Origin of the sequence: Micromonospora sp. WMMC273, from assembly GCF_027460285.1 — a bacterium.
Classification (GTDB): Bacteria; Actinomycetota; Actinomycetes; order Mycobacteriales; family Micromonosporaceae; genus Micromonospora; species Micromonospora aurantiaca.
Map to the genome: position 1 here is coordinate 3,695,384 of NZ_JAPZBE010000001.1, position 17,181 is coordinate 3,712,564.

At 75.0% G+C, this 17,181-nt stretch carries 9 protein-coding genes; 2 read left to right on the top strand and 7 right to left on the bottom strand.

Going from position 1 to position 17,181, the window contains the following annotated elements; translation table 11 throughout:
- The first annotated feature begins 245 nt into the window (after positions 1–245).
- On the top strand, positions 246–2,438 hold the full coding sequence (locus O7611_RS17220; RefSeq protein WP_194802795.1) for a BTAD domain-containing putative transcriptional regulator: 2,193 nt from the start codon (positions 246–248) through the stop codon (positions 2,436–2,438).
- Positions 2,435–4,459 carry a BREX system ATP-binding domain-containing protein gene (locus O7611_RS17225; protein ID WP_269697213.1) on the top strand — a complete coding sequence of 675 codons (2,025 nt, stop codon included), beginning with the start codon at positions 2,435–2,437 and terminating at the stop codon, positions 4,457–4,459. The genes O7611_RS17220 and O7611_RS17225 overlap by 4 nt, the downstream gene beginning before the upstream one ends.
- A gap of 4 nt (positions 4,460–4,463) precedes the next feature.
- Here O7611_RS17225 and O7611_RS17230 read toward each other — a convergent pair whose 3' ends face one another.
- From O7611_RS17230 to eccD, 7 genes are all read right to left on the bottom strand, one after another.
- Positions 4,464–6,944 (bottom strand): hypothetical protein, encoded by a 2,481-nt coding sequence (locus O7611_RS17230; RefSeq protein ID WP_269697214.1) that lies wholly within the window; start codon positions 6,942–6,944, stop codon positions 4,464–4,466.
- Position 6,945: 1 nt separating this feature from the next.
- Positions 6,946–7,581 carry a helix-turn-helix transcriptional regulator gene (locus tag O7611_RS17235; protein WP_194802792.1) on the bottom strand — a complete coding sequence of 212 codons (636 nt, stop codon included), beginning with the start codon at positions 7,579–7,581 and terminating at the stop codon, positions 6,946–6,948.
- Positions 7,582–7,700: 119 nt separating this feature from the next.
- Entirely contained in the window at positions 7,701–8,021 is a 321-nt protein-coding gene (locus O7611_RS17240; RefSeq protein WP_194802791.1) for a YbaB/EbfC family nucleoid-associated protein, read from the bottom strand.
- 32 nt (positions 8,022–8,053) lie between these two features.
- Entirely contained in the window at positions 8,054–11,338 is a 3,285-nt protein-coding gene (locus O7611_RS17245; protein ID WP_269697215.1) for a right-handed parallel beta-helix repeat-containing protein, read from the bottom strand.
- Positions 11,339–11,342: 4 nt separating this feature from the next.
- On the bottom strand, positions 11,343–14,396 hold the full coding sequence (locus O7611_RS17250; protein WP_269697216.1) for a hypothetical protein: 3,054 nt from the start codon (positions 14,394–14,396) through the stop codon (positions 11,343–11,345).
- 7 nt (positions 14,397–14,403) lie between these two features.
- Positions 14,404–15,759, bottom strand: coding sequence for a type VII secretion protein EccB (eccB, locus tag O7611_RS17255; RefSeq protein WP_269697217.1), 1,356 nt, complete (start codon positions 15,757–15,759; stop codon positions 14,404–14,406).
- Between the two features lie 6 nt (positions 15,760–15,765).
- Positions 15,766–17,175 carry a type VII secretion integral membrane protein EccD gene (gene eccD, locus O7611_RS17260; protein ID WP_269697218.1) on the bottom strand — a complete coding sequence of 470 codons (1,410 nt, stop codon included), beginning with the start codon at positions 17,173–17,175 and terminating at the stop codon, positions 15,766–15,768.
- Positions 17,176–17,181 lie beyond the last annotated feature (6 nt).

Here is a 17,181-nt window from a genome sequence, read left to right on the forward strand (position 1 = left end):
GTGAGTATCGTCTCGCCACGCCCCCCGGCCGCCGACCGGTCCGTCGTGGACGGTCCGCACAGGGCCCGGCAAGACTGCCTGCTAGCACCACCGGCAGCGGGCCGAGCTGAACGCCGCATGCACCAGGAAGTCCTGTGCCGTAAGCCTTTCCGCCATCCACACGAAGTTGACATGGTTGATGGTTGGGCTAGGGTTCCGCCGAACGGTTGTCACCGAGGCAGATATCCGGTCACCACGAGGACGGCATGACGGCACAGTGCAGTGGCTTCGACGTCCGCTTGCTGGGCAATCTCCGGATCACGTACGCCGGGCGGGAACTGCCACTGCGCTCGGCCCAGCGCCGGGCCGTCTTCAGCGCGCTGGCGCTCACCCCGGAGCGGGGCCTGTCCCGGGACGAGCTGATCACCGCCGTCTGGGGTGACGACCCGCCGGCCAGCGCGACCGGCAACCTCTACACGTACGTCTCCGCCCTGCGCCGGATGCTCGAACCGGACCGCGACAGGTGGTCCTCCGGCCGGGTGCTCACCTCCGAGGGCGGCAGCTACCGGCTGCACCTCGACGCCGACGCCGTCGACGTGCACCGCTTCGAGCGGTTGCGCGAACGCAGCCGCGCGCCCCGCGCCGCCGGGGACACCGCCGGTGAACTGGCCGCGCTGGACGCCGCGCTGGCGCAGTGGCGGGGCGACGAGGCGCTCGTCGGCGTACCGGGACCACGGGCCGCCGGCCACCGGATCCGGCTCGGCGAGCTGTACCTGACAACTGTCGAACGGCAGGCCGAACTGATGCTGGGCCTCGGACGCGGTGCCGAGGTCGTCGACCGCCTGCTCACGCTCGTCGACCGCCACCCGGCCCGGGAGAGCCTGTACGCGGTGGCGATGCGGGCGCTGGCCGCGCAGGGCCGTACCGCCGAGGCGCTCGCGCTCTACGTCACGCTGCGGGACCGGCTGGTCGAGGAGTCGGGCACCGAACCCGCCGCCGCCGTCCGGCAGATCCACGACCAGCTGTCCGGCGCCACCGCGGCCCCGGTACGCGGCCCGGGACCGGCCCCGGCAGGGCACCCCGGCTTCCGGGGCCGTTCCGCGGCGCTGGCCCGGCTGCGGTCGGCGGTCACCGGCCTGGCCGACGGGCGCGGTGGCAGCGTCTGGATCAGCGGCGAGGCGGGCATCGGGAAGTCGGCGCTGCTGTCCGAAGGACTCAGCGGCGCGGCACCGCTCGGCGTCCAGGTCGGCTGGGCCGTCGGCGACGAGCTGGCGTACCGGATGCCGTTGAGCATCGTGCTGGAGTGCCTCTCCCTGGGCAACGACGCGGACGGCCTGCCCGCCTCGCTGCACGCCTGCTCCGGTGGGGCGCCACCGACCATGACCGTGATCGACACCGTCCAGCGGTTCGTGGTCGAACGGTGCGCCGAACGGCCGCTGCTGCTGGTCCTGGACGACCTCCAGTGGGCCGACGACATGTCGCTGCTGGTCTGGCACGCGCTGCACAAGCTCACCACGCGGCTGCCACTGCTGCTCGTGTCCGCCGCCCGCCCGGTCCCGGCCGGATACGAGGTGCGGCTCCTGCGCCGGGTGCTGCCCCGCGACGGCACCACGCTCGTCGACCTCGGCCCGCTGGACGACGACACCGCGACCGCGCTCGTACGCGACTGGTCCCGCTCACCCGGCCCGGGTGCCGGCACCGTGCGCTCGTTCGTCGCGGCCGCCGCCGGGAACCCGTACTACCTGCGGCATCTCGTGCTCGCCGACCACGACGGCCGGACCGCCGACACGCCCGGCCCCGAACTGACCGACGCGGTCTCCCGGCACCTGCAACCGCTCGCCGACGACACCCGCCAGTTGCTGCGGGCGATCGCGTTCCTCGGCAACAACTACCTGGTGGCCGACCTCGCCGCGGTCACCGGCAGGTCGGCGCCGCAACTCGTACCGGCGGTGGAGGAGGCGCTGGCCGCCGGGATCCTCGTCGAGGACGGGCGCCGCCTGCGGTTCCGGCATCCGGTCATCCGCCGGGTCCTGCGCGGCGCGATCCCGACCGCGCTGCGCGTGCTGATGCACAGGCAGTTCGCCCAGCGGCTCGCCGAAGCCGGCGGCGACCTCGGCCGGATCGCGGGCCAGCTGCTGGCCGGGCCGGTGCCGGTCGACGCCTGGGTGCAGGACTGGCTGACCGCGCACGCCGCGCAGCTGGGCGCCACCGCACCCGCGCCCGCGATCGCGGTGCTGCGCCACGCCGTCGCCTCGCCCGGCCTCTCCGCGTCGTCCCGCGAGCTGCTCACCGCGGAACTTGCCCGGGTCCTGCACCGCTGCGGACTGCCCGCCGGTGCCGAGGCGACCTGGGTGTCGGCGCACACCGGGGACGCCGCGACGCGCGCCGAGATGAACCGGATCGCCGGCCCGCAGGGGCCGGCGGCGGACGTCGGCCCGGCGGTCGTCGGGCAGCGGTGAGGAGACTGCGCGTCACCGTTCTGGGCCCGGTACGAGCCTGGAACGGCGAGGTCGAGATCGACCTCGGACCGGCCCGGCGGCGCGCCCTGTTCGCGATGCTGGCCGCGAACGCCAACCGCCCGGTCACCCGCGCCGAGCTGATCCGGGCGCTGTGGGGCGAGTCGGCGCCGAGCGCCGCGGTGGGCAACATCTACACCTACGTCTCCGGTCTGCGGCGCGCCCTGGGCCCGGCCGGTGGGCTGCTGCGTTCCGGCCGGGCCGGGTACACGTTGCGCCTCGAACCGGGCGCGCTGGACGCCGACCGGTTCGACGCGCTGTGCGAGGCGGCGGTGGAGCCCGCTGCCGCCGGGCGGCCCGGCCAGGCCGTCGCCCTGCTCGACGAGGCGCTCGCGCTCTGGCGGGGCGAGGCGTACGCGAACGTCACCGGACTCTTCGCCGACCTCGACCGGCACCGCCTGACCGAGCTGCGGATCGCCGCGGCGGAGCGGCGGGCCCGGCTGGCCCTGGCCGGCGACGACGACGCGCTGATCGCCGACCTGACCGCCCTGGTCCGCGACCATCCCCTGCACGAGCCGTTCCACGAGCTGCTGATGCGCGCGCTGCACCGAGCCGGCCGGGGCACCGAGGCCCTGGACGTCTTCCACGCGGCGCGCCGGGTGCTGGTGGACGAACTCGGCGTCGAGCCCGGCCCGGCCCTGCGCGAACTGCAGAGCCGCATCCTCGCCGAGCCGGCGCCGCCCGTACCGGTGGCACCGGCAGCGGTGGCGGCGCCGACCGTACCGGGACGGGGACGCCTGGTCGGACGCGACGCCGAACTGGCGCTGCTGCGCGACCTGCTGGACGCGGTGGGCGAGGGCCGCAGCGCGATCGTGTGGATCGAGGGCGAGCCGGGCATCGGCAAGTCCGCGCTGCTCGACGCGGCGCTGCACGAGGCGCGGGCCCGGGGCCACCGGGTCGCGCGCGGCAGCGCCGAGGAACTCAGCAGCCGCATCCCGCTGCACGTGATGCGCCGCGCGCTGCGTCTGGAGGACGCGCCGCACGACGACCCGGCCGCTGCCGTCGACCGGGTGCTCGACCACGTCCGCGGGCTCACCGCGACGGGCCCGCTGGTGCTGGCCGTCGACCACCTCCAGTGGGCCGACGAGGTGAGCCTGCTGGCCTGGGAGCGGCTGGCCGCGCTGACCCGGTGGCTGCCGCTGCTGCTCGTCGCGACCGCCCGGCCCGAACCGGGCCGACGCGACCTGGCCCGGGTACGGCGCGGCGTGAGCACCCGCGACGGGCACCTGATCCGGCTCACCCCCCTGCCCCCGTCGGACATCGAGCAGATCTTCGGCCGGACGGTGGGCGTGCCACCCGGCGCCACGCTGCGGTCGCTGGCGCCGCTGGCCGCCGGCAACCCGCTGTACGCCCGGGAACTGGTCAGCGGCCTCGTCGCCGAGGACGGGGTACGCGTCGTCGACGGGCTCGCCGAGGTCGACGCGCGGGCCGACGACATGCCGCGCGCGCTGCTGGACACCGTGCGGGCCAGCCTCGACCACCTCTCCCCCGGCGCCCGGGAGTCGCTGCGCTACGCCGCCCTGCTCGGCGACGAGTTCGCCGTCGCCGAGGTCGCGGCGGTCACCGGGCGGTCGCCGTTCGACCTGATGGCCGAGCTGGAGGAGGCGGTCGCCGCCGACGTCCTCGTGGACGCGGGCAGCGAGCTGGCGTTCCGGCAGCCGGTGCTGCGGCGGGCGCTCGCCGGCGGCATCCCCGCCGCGCTGCGGCCGACGCTGCACCGGCACGCGGCACAGGCGCTCGCGGACAACGGCGGCGACGTCACCCGGATCGCCGACCACCTGCTCGCCGGGCCGCCCGAGGTGGACGAGTGGCTGGTGGACTGGCTGGTCGCGCACGGCGCCGAGCTGTCCCGGCGCGCCCCGGAGGCGGCCCGCGAGCTGGTACGCCGGGCCCTGGCGGGGCACCGGTTGCCGCCGGCACAGCGGGCGACGCTCACCGCGCTGCGCGACGGTCTCGACCGGTAGCGCCTCAGCGCAGCCCCGGTACGCCCACGAACCGGCGGGCGGCTGCTGCCGGGACCGGCGCACCCGGGCCGGTGCGGCGCGCCAGATGCTGGCGCAGGGCGGCAAGGGCGAGGGCGTCGAAGCGTACCCGCCCCTCCACCGGCGGCTCCTCCACCGCCAGTTCCCGCACCAGCAGCCGGGCGGGGGCACCGGCGTCCGGCTCCTGCACCTGGAGCACCGTGAACGCGGTACCGGGGAGGAACAGGACCCGGGCCGGGACGCCGTCGCCGGTCTCGAACGCCGCCGTGCGCCGCGCGGTGGCCGACCAGATCAGCACCTCGACCGTGCCCGGCAGGTCGGCGGGCGGCTCGGCGAGCGCGTTTGTGAAGCCCCAGTCGGTGAGCACCCGGCGCTGCGCGATCCGCCGCAGGTCCGCAGTGGTCAGCTCGGCGCCGGCGTACGCGACGCCGCGGTGCACCGGCAACCGGCGTACGCCCGCCGACACGCACCTGGCGAACGGCACGTGCCCGCCCGGCTCGGCGGACCGCAGCGCCTGGTCGAGGCCGTCACCGGCGGCGGAGAGGTAGAGGCGGACCGCTGTCGCGTACTCCGCCGCGCCGGCGCCGGCCGCGAGCGCCGGATGCGCGGCGAGCACGTCCGCCACGTCCGCGGCGACGGCGGCGATCTCGCGGCGGAACGCCCGCCGGAACCAGGTCCGCTCCTCGTCCAGGTCGGGGCCGGGGCGTACGCCCCGCGCGTCGTCGCCGGGGGTGCGCTGGAAGCGGACGGGCGCCGGTGCGGGGCGGTGTACCGGCAGCGTCATCGTCGGGCTGGTCGCCCAGCCCGCGCCGCCGCCGAGCACCGGCCCGGCCACGTCCCGCGCCGTCGCATCCGGTCCGTTCGCGTCCGGCCCGATGTCGTCGAGCCCGGCCGCCTCCGCCCCGACGGCGCTCAGCCCGGCCGCGACCGGCCCGGCCGCGTGAGGCCCGGCCACGTGCGGCCCGGCCACGTTCGTCCCCGCCGAGTGAAGCCCGGCCGCCTCCGACCCTGGGCCGGGAAGCCCGGAGCCGTCCGGCAGGGTCGTGTCCGGCGGGGCGGCGGGACGTGCGACTGCGGGAACGGCAGCGGCCACCTCGGCGGCCGACGGCGCGGGCGGGCCCGCCACGGCGACGGGCACCGGCTCCGGGACGGGTGCCGGCACCGACGGCGCGGGCGGCAGTCCGGCGGCGTGACCCGTCGTGTGCCGGTACGTCCCGGCCTCGATCCCGCGTGCCGAGAGCCCCGGGCGTCCCGGCGCCACGAGCGAGGACGGCTGCACCGCCGCCCGCTTGCGGGTCGCCGGGTCCAGCCGCGCGGCCAGGTCACCGGCCAGTTCCCGGTGGCGGTCCGCCACGGCCGGCGCCGGGTCGTCCACGACGAGCCGGACGCGGTTCGGGTCCACCGGCACCGCGCGGATCCGGTCGGCGTGCCGGGGTGGCTCCGGGGCGCGCAGCCAGAGGCCGGACGGGATCACCTCGACCACCGCGTCGTGGGCGTACCGGTAGACGCGCGGACCGACCGGCTCGCCGAGTTCCGGCGGCGCACGGTGGCGCAGGATGCGCGGCGTAACCGCCTTCGCCCCGAGCGTCTCCCGGGGCCGGTAGGCCAGTTCCTCGGCGAAGACCTGCCAGCCGGGCCGCCCGTCGGCGTCGACTGTGAACAGGGCCGGGCCGTCCGGGCGGCCGCTCGGCACGCCGGTGAAGACCCGCACCGGGCAGCGCAGCAGGTCGGCCAGCGCCTGCCCGAACGGCTCGCCGTCGGGCAGCGCGACCGGGCCGTACTGGACGAAGCGGGCGTGCTCGCGCCCCTCGGGCGCCAGGCCGCGCCAGAACCTGGCGATGTCGTCCAGACGCAGCGGCGCCGTCCCGGGGCAGCCGACCAGGACCGGCATGGCGTCCGGCAGGCACGGCATCGTCGAGGTGAGGTGACTTCCGTGTACGGCGACGGCGGCCTCGTCGCGGCTCTCCCGGAGCCAGACGCCGCCGGGCAGCGGCTCGGCGGCGCAGGTCGAACTGATCGTCAGGTGGTCGACGGCGGCGCCGTCCCAGGCCGGTACCGGATAGCGCTTCGACTGCCAGACCGGCGTGTGGCCGCGCCGGTAGCAGACCCAGCCGCCGAGATCCGTCGCGTGCACGAACAGCAGGCCCGCCGCGCCCGGGATCATCCGTCCGAACGGGGCGATCACCGGCCGGCCCAGCCGGTCGGAGAGCCACTGGCCGGCGAGCGCCCCGGTCTCCGGGCGGGCGCCGCACACCACCAGCCGGATGCCCCGGCGCAGGCGCTGCCGGCGCAGCTCGGTCGCGACCGTGTCCCAGATGTCGAACGGCAGCTCGTGTTGCAGGTCCAGGATCACGATGTCGTTGTCGGGATCCCGGTCCACCGACAGCGCGACCGTACGGGCCTCCGTGCTGATCCGCTCGCTGGCGTGCAGCACCAGGGCGTTGCCCACGGTGTGGCGCGTGATCACTTCAGATCATGCCGGAGCGCAGGGCGTAGGCCACCGCGTGCGAGCGGTTGCGCAGCTTCAGCCGGTGGTTGAGGCCGTAGATGACGTTCTTCACGGTGCGTTCGGAATAGCGCAGCTCGTCGGCGATCTCGTTGGTGTCGAAGCCCTCGGCCATCAGCCGCAGCACGTCGATCTCGCGCGCGGTCAGGCCGGAGGCGTTGAGCCCGTTGGGGTTGAGCACGTCGCGCTGGAGCCGTTCGATGTGCTTGAGCAGCTCGCCCACCAGGTTCGGGGGCAGCACGCCGCCGCCGGAGGCGGCCGCCCGGACGCTGTGCACGAGGCGTTCGGCGGTGACCGCCGCGCGTGGCAGGACGGCCACGACCCGGCACTCCACGGCGGTGAGGAGTTCCTGTTCACTGACCTCGGTGGTGATCAGGACGACCGGGGCGCCGATCTCGGTCGCCGCGAGGCGCAGCATCGCGATCACGTCGGTGGTGAGCCGCTCGGCGGCGACGACGAGAACCTGCGCCCGCGTCCGGTCCGCGCTGTCCAGCAACGTGATGTCGGAGCGGGACCGGAGGTGGGCGGTCAGGCCGGTGTGGGTCAGCGGGTCGGGCGCGTGCACAAAGACGGCAACTTGCTCCACAGCCATCTCCATCACTGTCAGTAGGGGCTGACAGTCTCATGGAGAGTCCTTCAGGAAACCTCCACACTCTCTTTCCCGAAGGCGCCAAGCCGTGAAGATCTGCCCATAACCGCTGGTCAGACTTTTTTCAGTCAGTGAAGATTGATTTCGACGGGGCCCATCTTCTCCGTCGCAAGCTTCCCGGCGTTCGCGGCGGCGGCCTGGATCGCCTCCATGATCGCCGTCTGCAACGACGCTGCGTCACGCTGCTCGTACACCCGGGGGTCGACCCGGACGGTCTGGACCTTGCCGAGGCCGCTGGCCATGACCACGACGGTGGCGTCCTGCGAGCGGCCGGTGACGATCGCCCGCTCCAGCTCCGACTGCGCGTTGCGCATCTGGTCCTCCAGGCGCTGCGCGTTCTCCATGAACTCCTGGAACGAGGGAGGAACGGGCTTGGACTCGGGTTGCATGCCGGGCCTTTCTGTGTGTGACGGTCGGGTGGTCAGCCGACGGCGGCCAGGCCGCCGAGCCGCTCGCCGGCCGCCGGGCCGGGCGCGGCCAGGTCGGCGAGCGCGAGGGTACGGGAGCCGGTGCGCCGGGTCAGCGCGAGCGAGAACTGGTGGGCGGCGTGGACGGTGCGCTCGGGCAGCCGGCCGGCCAGCTGCGTCAGCGCGGCCCGGACGTCGTCGGGCACCTCGTGACCCCGCCGCACCAGGTGTCGCAGCACGATCGCGGCCAGCTCGTCGGTGCTGAACTCCGGCACCGACCACTGCTGGCCGAACACCTCGTTCACCGCCGGCACCGCGGCCCGCAGGCTCGCCAGGGCCGCCGCCTCGCCGGTCAGCACCACCACCGGGTCGCCGAGCCGGGAACGCATCCGGCCCACCAGCGCCTCGGCGATCTCCGGCGCGACGCCGGAGGCGTCGTCGACGTAGTCGAGCTGGAGCACGCCACCGGCCGCGTCGTCGAGGACCGCGTCCACCAGGCTGCCGGCCTGGCCGGGCCACTGCGGCGCCAGTTCCCGGCTCGTGCTCACCCGCACCAGCTGGCCGACCGGCACCAGGCCCAGCTCCGACAGGCATGCGGCGTAGAGCCGGGCGTACTCGCTGCGGCCGCTGCCGGCCCGGCCGGCGAGCAGCACGTTGCCGGTGCGGCCGGGGCCGCGCCGGCGGTTGCGGCCCTCGCAGAGCTGCAACAGCGTCTGCCCGGCCGCCTCCTTGACCCGCTGCCCGCCGACCAGGCCGCAGATCCGCTTCCAGCTGCGGGCCGCGTTTATCGCGCCGGTCGGGTCGGTCGCCGCGTCGGGCTGCTCGCCCTGCTCGACCGGCAGGTCCTCCAGCAGCGCCAGCTCGGGTTCGACGTCGGCGGCGGTGAGCCGGTTGAGCTCGTTGTCCTTCGTGGGCGGCGTGGTCGCCAGGCGCGACGCCTGGTTGTTGATCAGCGCCTCGAACAGCTTGCGGGCCACCCGGCCGTTGCCGAACGTGGCGTTCTTCGGCACCCGGGTGAAGTACGCGGTGAGCGCCTCCACCGCGTCGTCGGTCAGCTCGTAGTAGTGCTTGCTGACCAGGTTCGAGGTGATGGTGACGAGTTCCTCGACGGAGTAGTTGGGGAACTCGATGGTGCGGGTGAACCGCGACGCCATGCCGGGGTTGGAGGCGAGGAACTGCTCCATCAGCTCGGAGTAGCCCGCGACGATCACCACCAGCTCGTCGCGGTGGTCCTCCATCATCTTCATCAGCGCGTCGATGGCCTCCTGGCCGAAGTCCGGCCCGGAGCCGCCCGAACCGCTGGACAGCGTGTACGCCTCGTCGATGAAGAGCACGCCGCCGAGTGCCTTGGTGACCAGCTCGGTCGTCTTGATCGCGGTGGAGCCGATGTACTGGCCCACCAGGTCGGCCCGCGCCGCCTCCACCATGTGGCCCTTGGACAGGATGCCCAGCTCCTTGAGCACCGAGCCGTACAGGCGGGCCACAGTGGTCTTGCCGGTGCCGGGCGGGCCGGCGAAGACCAGGTGCCGGCTCATCGGCGGCATCGGCAGACCCATCTGGAGCCGGACCTGCGACATCTTGATCAGGTTGATCAGCGCGGTGACCTCCTGCTTCACCCCGCGCAGGCCGATCAGCCCGTTCAACTCGCGGAGCGGCTCACTCAGCTCGTCCGCGCCGTCCTCCGCCGTACCCCCGTCGTCGGCGACCGGGACCGGCGCGGCGGCCGGCGGGCCGGCGGGCGCCGGGGTGGCCGGCGGACGGCCCACCGTCAGCGCCTCGGTGGTCACTGTGGCGCCGGGGGCGCGGCGGACGTCCTCGGTGCCGCTGTCGCGCACCACGCACCGGGTGAGCGCCACCGGCTCCACGGTGTCCACGCCGATGCCGGCCGCGCCGCTGCCGAGCACCTCCCCGTCGCTCACCGACCCCCGGGAGCCCGCCTCGAAGACGATCCCGTCGGCCCGGGCGTCCCGCACCCGGGTCTGCGTGACGGTCGCCGACCCGGTGACCCGCAGGCCGTCGCGGACCGCGCCGACGATCTCGCTGTCCCCCAGCCGGAGGGCACCCTCGGCCAGCGCGCCGGAACCGCGCAGCAGGGCCGCGCGCAGCGTCAGGTCGGCGCCGGTCCCCACCCGGACGCAGGCCGCGCCCGTGCCGGTGAGGCGGGCCTCGTGGACGACGCCGCGCGCGGGGCCGGTCAGCGCGAGCGCCGTCGCCTCGCCCGCGTCCACCACCAGGTCGGTGCCCTCCAGCGAGGCGCCGTCCTGGACCAGCACCCCGCCGCCGGTGGTGATCTCGGCGCGTAGCCGCTGGAGCACGACAGCCGACTCACCGGCGAGCACGGCGACGTGGTCGCGCGTGCCCCGCACGGTCAGCCCGAGGAACCGGGGCGCACCACCGTTGACGGCGATGCCCACCGGCGTGTCCTCGACGGTGCAGTCGGTGAAGGTCGGCCGGCCGCCGCCGAGCACCTGCACGGCGGTGTGGCCGGCGCCGCCGAACGTGCAGTTCCGGAACTCCGGCGACGCGCCCTCGGCGATGTGCGCCGACTGCACCGCGGCGCCGGTGAACGTCGAGTCGCTGATCTGCACGTCCGCCTCGCCCCGGACGAAGACGTCGACGTTGCCGCTGCCGGTGACGGACAGGCCGCGGATGCGGGCCCAGGCGCGCTGCTCGACCACCAGGGCGGGCTTGCCGGCGCCGGTGATCTCGCACTGCTCGATGGTGAGTCGGGCGTCGCCGCCGGCGCAGACGCTGTTCGCACCCGCCGTCCGCAGCCGGCAGCGGCGCAGCGTCAGCGCGCTCTGCTCCCCCGCCACCACGCTGCTCGTGGCGACGTCGTGGACGTCGGTGTCCTCGATCGTGCTCGACCCGGCCGACATCACCACCACGCCCGCGCCGGCCGAGCTGGTCACGTCGCAGCCGCGCAGCGCGACGGTGCCCTGCATGCGGGCCAGCAGCGTCACCCAGGAGGCGCCGCCGACCCGGCAGTCGTCGAGCGCGACCTCGCCCGCGTACACGTCGACTGCGGCCAGCGTCGTGTCGGCGCTGCTGAGCGTGATGCCGCGCAAGTGGGCGCCCTCACCGCGGACGACGAGGACGCTGCCCTCCTCCACGTGCACCTCGACGGTGCCGGGCTGGGCGGCGCTGATCGTCACCCGATCGCCGACCACGAGCTTCTCGACGTACCGGCCGGGGTGGACGTCGATGGTGGCGCCGGGCTCGGCCCGGGACAGCGCGGAGCCGATCGTCGGATAGGAACCCGGCTTCCGGTCACCCACCACAAGAACCTGCCGACTCACCGCGTCATCCCTTCCGGTCCAGCCCGGGCAGCACCCGCAGGCGCCCGCGGGCCGCCGCGCCGATGCGTACCCGGGGCTCGGCCGAGGCCCAGCGGTCCACGCTGCGCCGCAGCGACGTGAGCGCCAGCTCGTCCAGCGACACCCGGTTGGAGTCGACCCGGCCGGTGTCGTCGATCTCGTTGGCGCCGATCTCCCGCAGCAGGACCGCGCCGCGCTCGTCCGCGGAGGGCCGGCGCAGGTCCAGCACCTTGAAGTTCGTGCCGGGCAGGAACAGCACCCGGTCCTCGACGTGCTCGTCCCCCTCCGGTTCCAGCAGGCTGGTCCGGCGGGCGGTCATCGACCAGATCAGCACGTCGGTGTCGCCGTCCTCGGACGCGCACGGCTGGGTCAGCGCGTTGACGAAGCTCCAGTCGGTGACCAGCCGCCGGTCCTGGTAGAGCGCCCACTCCCCGTCGGTCGGCGACAGCCGGTAGACGGTGGTGCCCCGGAACGACGGCATCCGGGAGACCCCGGCGACCACGCACCGCGCGAACGGCACGTGCGGTCCCTTGCGGCCGGAGCGCAGTCCGGCGTCGACGCCCGGTCCCCGGCCGGTCAGGTAGAGCCGCAGCGCGACCGTGTCGGCGAGCACGTCCTCGGTGGGCACGCCGGAGCCCTGCATGCCCGGGTGCTCGGACATGATCCGGGACACCGAGCTGGCCATCACGTCGAACTCGCGGCTGAGCGTGCGGCGCAGCCAGGCGCGCTCGTCGGCGAGTCCCTTCTTCTCCGAGAGCAGGGCACCGGCGCCGGCCGGGGGCACCGGCTGCACGCGTGCCTCGGCGGCCACCTCCGACGGTTCGGCGGCCTCCGACGGTCCGGCGTTCCCGGAAGACGGCTCGGCGGCGTCCGACGGCTTGACGTGTCCGGCGGGTGCGGCCGGTCCGGTAGGTGCGGTCGGTCCGCCGGGCTCGACGGTCCGCGCGGGCGCGGTCACGGGCGACGGACCGGCGCCGGCGGACGGCAGGTCGACCGCGACGACCGGCATCGACGGCGCGGCCGTGAGCGGCGCCGCCGGCCCGGCCGCCACCGGCGGGGCCGCGAACGCATGGCCGAACCCGGCAGGCATGGTCGGTGGTGCCGGCTCGCCGAAGCCCGCCGGCATGGTGGGGGGCGCGGGGTACGCGTCGCGCCCGGCGTCCTCGACGGGTGCCGCCGAGGGCCCGTCACCGGAGTCGGCAGCGGCCACCGGCCCGACCGGCGGCGCGGGTGCGGACACCACCACGGGCGCCACCGGCGGCGGCACCGCGGGCGGAGGCGGCAGCTCGGACGCGATCGGCACCGTGGGAGGTTCGGGCAGGTCGGACGCGATCGGCACCGGCTTCGCCGCAGGTGGCCCGGACGCGACCGGCGGTACGGGCAGCTCGGAGACGACCGGCACCGCGGGCGGTTCCGGCAGCGTCGCCACGACCGGCGGCGGGGGCAGCTCGGAGACGACCGGAGGCGCTGCCGGCAGCGGCACCGCGGGCGGATCCGGGAGCGCGGAAACGAACGGTATCGCGGGCGGCGCCGGCAGTTCCGGGACGAGCGGCGCGGCCGGAAGCGGCACCGCGGGAGGTGCGGCCGGCTGGTCCCGATCGGCGGGGACGGCCGGGACCGGGGCGGGAACGGCGACCACCACACCGTCCGCCGCGGGCGGTGCGACAGGCGCGGGCGGGGCGGCCTCCACGTACGCGGGCACCGGCACGGTCGTGCCCACCGCCCGCGTCTCGGCTTCCAGGTCGATGACCACCTCGGCCCGGCTGGCCGGTTTCGCGCCGGGCACCAGCACCGACGCCGGCATCAGCGCCCGGCTCGTACCCGCCATGCCGTCGACGCGTGCGGCCAGGTCGAGCGCCAGTTCCCGCATCCGGTGGGCGGTGGAGTGGACGGTGTCGTCGAAGACCAGCGTGCCGCTGCCCGCGTCGAGCATCGCGGACCGGACCTGCTCGGCGTTCTTCGGCTCGACGGTGGAGCGTACCCAGAGACCGGTCTGCACCACCTCGACCACGGCGCCGGGTGCGAACCAGTAGACCCGGGGCGCGACCTCCTCGGCGCCGGGCAGCGGCGGGCGGTGGCTGAGCACGGCGGGCCGGCGGGCCCGCGAGTTGGGGTGCGCCCGGGGCGTGTAGGACAGTTCGAGCGCGTACGGCGCCCAGCCGAACGCGCCGTCCGGCAGCACGGTGCGGATCTCGTACCGGTGCGGGCTGCCGATCGGTACGCCGGTGTAGCAGGTGACGTCGGTGTTCAGCAGGTCGGCGAGCGCTTGGCCGAACGCCTCGCCCTCGGGGATGCGGACCTCGCCGAACTGCACGAAGCGCACCCGCTGCCGGTTCTCCTCGTCGAGTCCGCGCCAGAAGCGCACCACGTCGTCGAGCGACAGCGGCGGCGTGCCGGGGCAGCCCAGCAGCACGGTCATGGTCGCGGCCTGACACGGCACGTACGCGGTGAGCCGTTGGCGTTGCGGGTCGACCACCTGCGGGTCGCGGTTGCTGTGGATCCAGACCCCGGCGGGGATCGGCTCGATCTCGGCGGTGGCGCTGGACGGCCGGGTGTCGATCGCGGCCCGGTCCCATCGCGGCGTCGGGTAGCGCTTGGCGTCCCAGGCGGGCGGACGGCCGGGCCGGAACCGCACCCAGCCGCTGCCCGGTGCGGAGTGGACGAACAGCGTTCCGGCGGAGCCGCGTACCAGGTCGCCGTCCGGGGCGATGACGGTGCGGTTGAGGCGTTCGGAGAGCCACTGACCGGCCATCGCTGCCGAGTTGCCGTGCCGGCCGCAGGCGATGAGCCGGATGCCGCGGCGGCGGCGCGGCAGCACACCGGCCATCGACTCCCACGCGCTGATCGGCATGCCGTCGCCGAGGTCGAGCACGACCACGTCGTTCTCCGCGTCCTCGATCATGGACAGCGCCAGCGACTGGGCCTCCGGGCTGATGGCGTCGTCGGCGTGCACCACCAGGGCGTTGCCGACGGTGTGCTGGACGACGCCCTCGGGGCGGTCCTTGCCGCCGCCGAACAGGTCCCGGAACCGGGTTGCCATGATCGACCTACCCCACTTCTGCGGCCGCGAGGGCCCTCATGCTCAGCGCCGGGCCCTGGGGCACCAGCGCGAGCAGTTCTCTCGGGAAGGGAACGTTCACGACCCGGTCGAGCTTGAGCGCCCGTACCGCGTCCTGGTCGCCGATCGGGTACGCCTTTCCGTCGTCCGCGATGTACGTGGGCAGGGGTTGCGCCGCGCCGGAGCCGACCGGCGCCGGAAGCACCGCCATGCCGCTGCCGGGCGCGGTGAGCACCGTCGCGCGGCCGTCGGGGCGGACACCGGAGCGGGCCAGCGGGGCGAGCACGGCGGTGCTGTCGAACCGTGTCCCGTCGACCGCGCTCTGGCGCAGGCACAGCGCGTACGGGCCGGGTTCCTGCGGGGTGAGGCCGGTCAGATCGGGCAGCCGGGTGAGCAGTGACCGGTCGGCCGACATCCGGGCCGCGGCCAGGTCGGCGGCGCTCAGCTCCACCGGCTCCTCACCGGAGGTGGCGGTGGCGAGCAGGAACTCGGTCCGGCTCAGCGGCGCGAGGCCGTCGCGGCGCAGCACCAGCATCTGTTCGGCGCCGGTGTCGGGCCGCTGCCGGAACAGTGTGCCGATCGGGTACGTCCGGTCGCCGACCCGCCCGGAGCGGCCCGCGCCGGGGATCGTGGCCGGGGCCAGGTCCGGCCCGTCGGGCAGGAAGTCGAGCCAGTCCTGCGGTGCGGGCACCTTGCGGGTGGTGGTGGCGCCGAGCGCGACGAGCACCGCCGGGTCGACGACCCGGTGCCTGCGGCCGGCGGTCACCAGATAGGTGGGTCCGTCGGCGGCGCGGACGACGGCGAAGCGGTCGGCCGGCAGCGGTACCACCTCGGCGCGCGGGTCGAGGTTGAGGCCGAGGCGGTCGCCGGGTTCGTCGGTGACCGAGCCGGGCAGGCAGGCCAGCCACGGACCGGCGACCATCTGCCCGGTGGCGACCGACTGCGGGGCGCCGTCGATGCCGATCGACGGTCCGCGCGGGACGTCCTTGATCGACTCCTTGGAGATGAGCTTCACGGTGGCGCCGCTGCCCTGGATCAGCATGGCCGAGGTCAGGTTCGGCGTCGGGCGCAGCATCCCGTCGAGGTAGACGTACCGGTTGCCGCTCTCCTTCTCGACCAGGATCACGCCGCTGCGGGTGTACGCCTTGCTGCCGCCGGGGACGATCCAGCCGTAGACGGCGAACCCGGCGACGACCAGGACGCTGATGAGCACCCCGAAGGCCAGGCCGGTGACGGCACGCTGCCCGGGTATCTCCGCCGTGGACGGGTCGCCCTGCACCAGGGCGGAACTCAACCGGCCCATCATGAACTGGTGGGCGTGGACGTGGTCGCGCTGGGTCTGCACGGCCGGCTACCCGAAGAGTCCGCGGGCCCAGGCGTAGAGCCCGAGCACCTGGGCGAGCACCGGCAGCACGGCCAGGCCGGTCGCGACGTCCAGCCCGCCGGCGGTGTACTCCCAGAACGGCAGCATGCGTCGCGGCCACGGCCGCAGCGCGGCCATCACCAGCGGCACCAGGAGGGCGACGAGCCCGCCGAGCAGGACGTACCGGCCGGTCGGGGCGAGCTTGTCGGAGAACATCAGGGCCACCATGAGGTAGCCGACGGTACCGGCCGCGACCAGGGCGACCCGCTGCCAGAAACCGAAGAAGGTACGCGAGCGCAACAGGATTGCACTCGATGTCACCAGCACGAGCGTCCACCCGGACCAGCCCGGCGCCCGCATGGTGTGGTGCATCAGCACCGGCAGGACCAGCGCGGACGCGGTCATGCAGGCGGTCAGGTAGGTGTCCGCCTCGTCGGCGCGCGACTTGACCAGGTCGGAGTCCTCCGGCTCGATGTCGTACGACATGTCGGCGCCGGTCTTCGGCAGCTGCGGTCCGCGCAGCCGGGCCAGCTTCACCGCCGCCCGCGGCGCGATCACGATCAGCACCAGGATCACCGACACCGCCACGGCGGACACCTGCGGCGCGGTGAGCGCGAACCCGTCGCCGGCCAGCAGGACGAGCACCACCATCGCGGCGGTCAGCGCGACGATCAGCAGCGGGGCGAACGGCATGACCGGTGTGACCGTCCGCTGCGCGATCAGCAGGAACGCGGTCACCCCGACGGCCGCGACGGCGGCGGCCAGCCCGGCGGCGGCGGTCCAGGCCACGCCGTCCGGGTCACCGTCGACGGCGCTGGACGCGGCCACCGCCGCGAAGAACGCCGCGCCGCCGCCGAACAGCAGCGGGAACGCGCCGTCGGTCTGCTGGCGGGCGCTGACGATCGCCGCGGTGAACAACCCGGCCGCGAGCACCGCGCCGGCGATCACCTGGGGCAGCACCGGGCCCCGGTCCACGAGGACGGCGGCGATCAGGCCCATCGCCACCAGGGAGAGCACCAGGAACAGCAGCCGGCGGTACTCCGGCTGCCACCTGTCGGCCCGCCGGTTGACCACTGTGGCGACGCCCTCGGCCAGGTCGTCGAAGTCGAGTTCGGGCAGCGGGTCCTGCGCCGGGCGCAGGTGCAGTTCCTCGCCCTCCAGCCAGTCCAGGCTCTCCGGCGTACCGGACAGCTCGAACGGCGCCTGACCGAGGCGTTGCAGCACCCACGACTCGTCGGGCACCTCGCCGTCGGGCACCCGGGCCAGGTCGGTGGTGTGCCGCACCAGCAGCGGCATCAGGTTCGCCACCGGCATCCGGGCCGGTACGGCCAGATCGGCCCGGCGCGCCGGGCCGATCACCGTGATCCGGCACAGTTGGTCGTTGAGCGCTGCGGTCACCAGCGA

Bases quoted from the DNA above. Each gene is read 5' to 3' on its own strand.
- O7611_RS17220 (WP_194802795.1), top strand. From the start codon at position 246: ATGACGGCACAGTGCAGTGGCTTCGACGTCCGCTTGCTGGGCAATCTC.
- O7611_RS17250 (WP_269697216.1), bottom strand. From the start codon at position 14,396: ATGGCAACCCGGTTCCGGGACCTGTTCGGCGGCGGCAAGGACCGCCCC.
- O7611_RS17240 (WP_194802791.1), bottom strand. From the start codon at position 8,021: ATGCAACCCGAGTCCAAGCCCGTTCCTCCCTCGTTCCAGGAGTTCATG.
- O7611_RS17235 (WP_194802792.1), bottom strand. From the start codon at position 7,581: ATGGAGATGGCTGTGGAGCAAGTTGCCGTCTTTGTGCACGCGCCCGAC.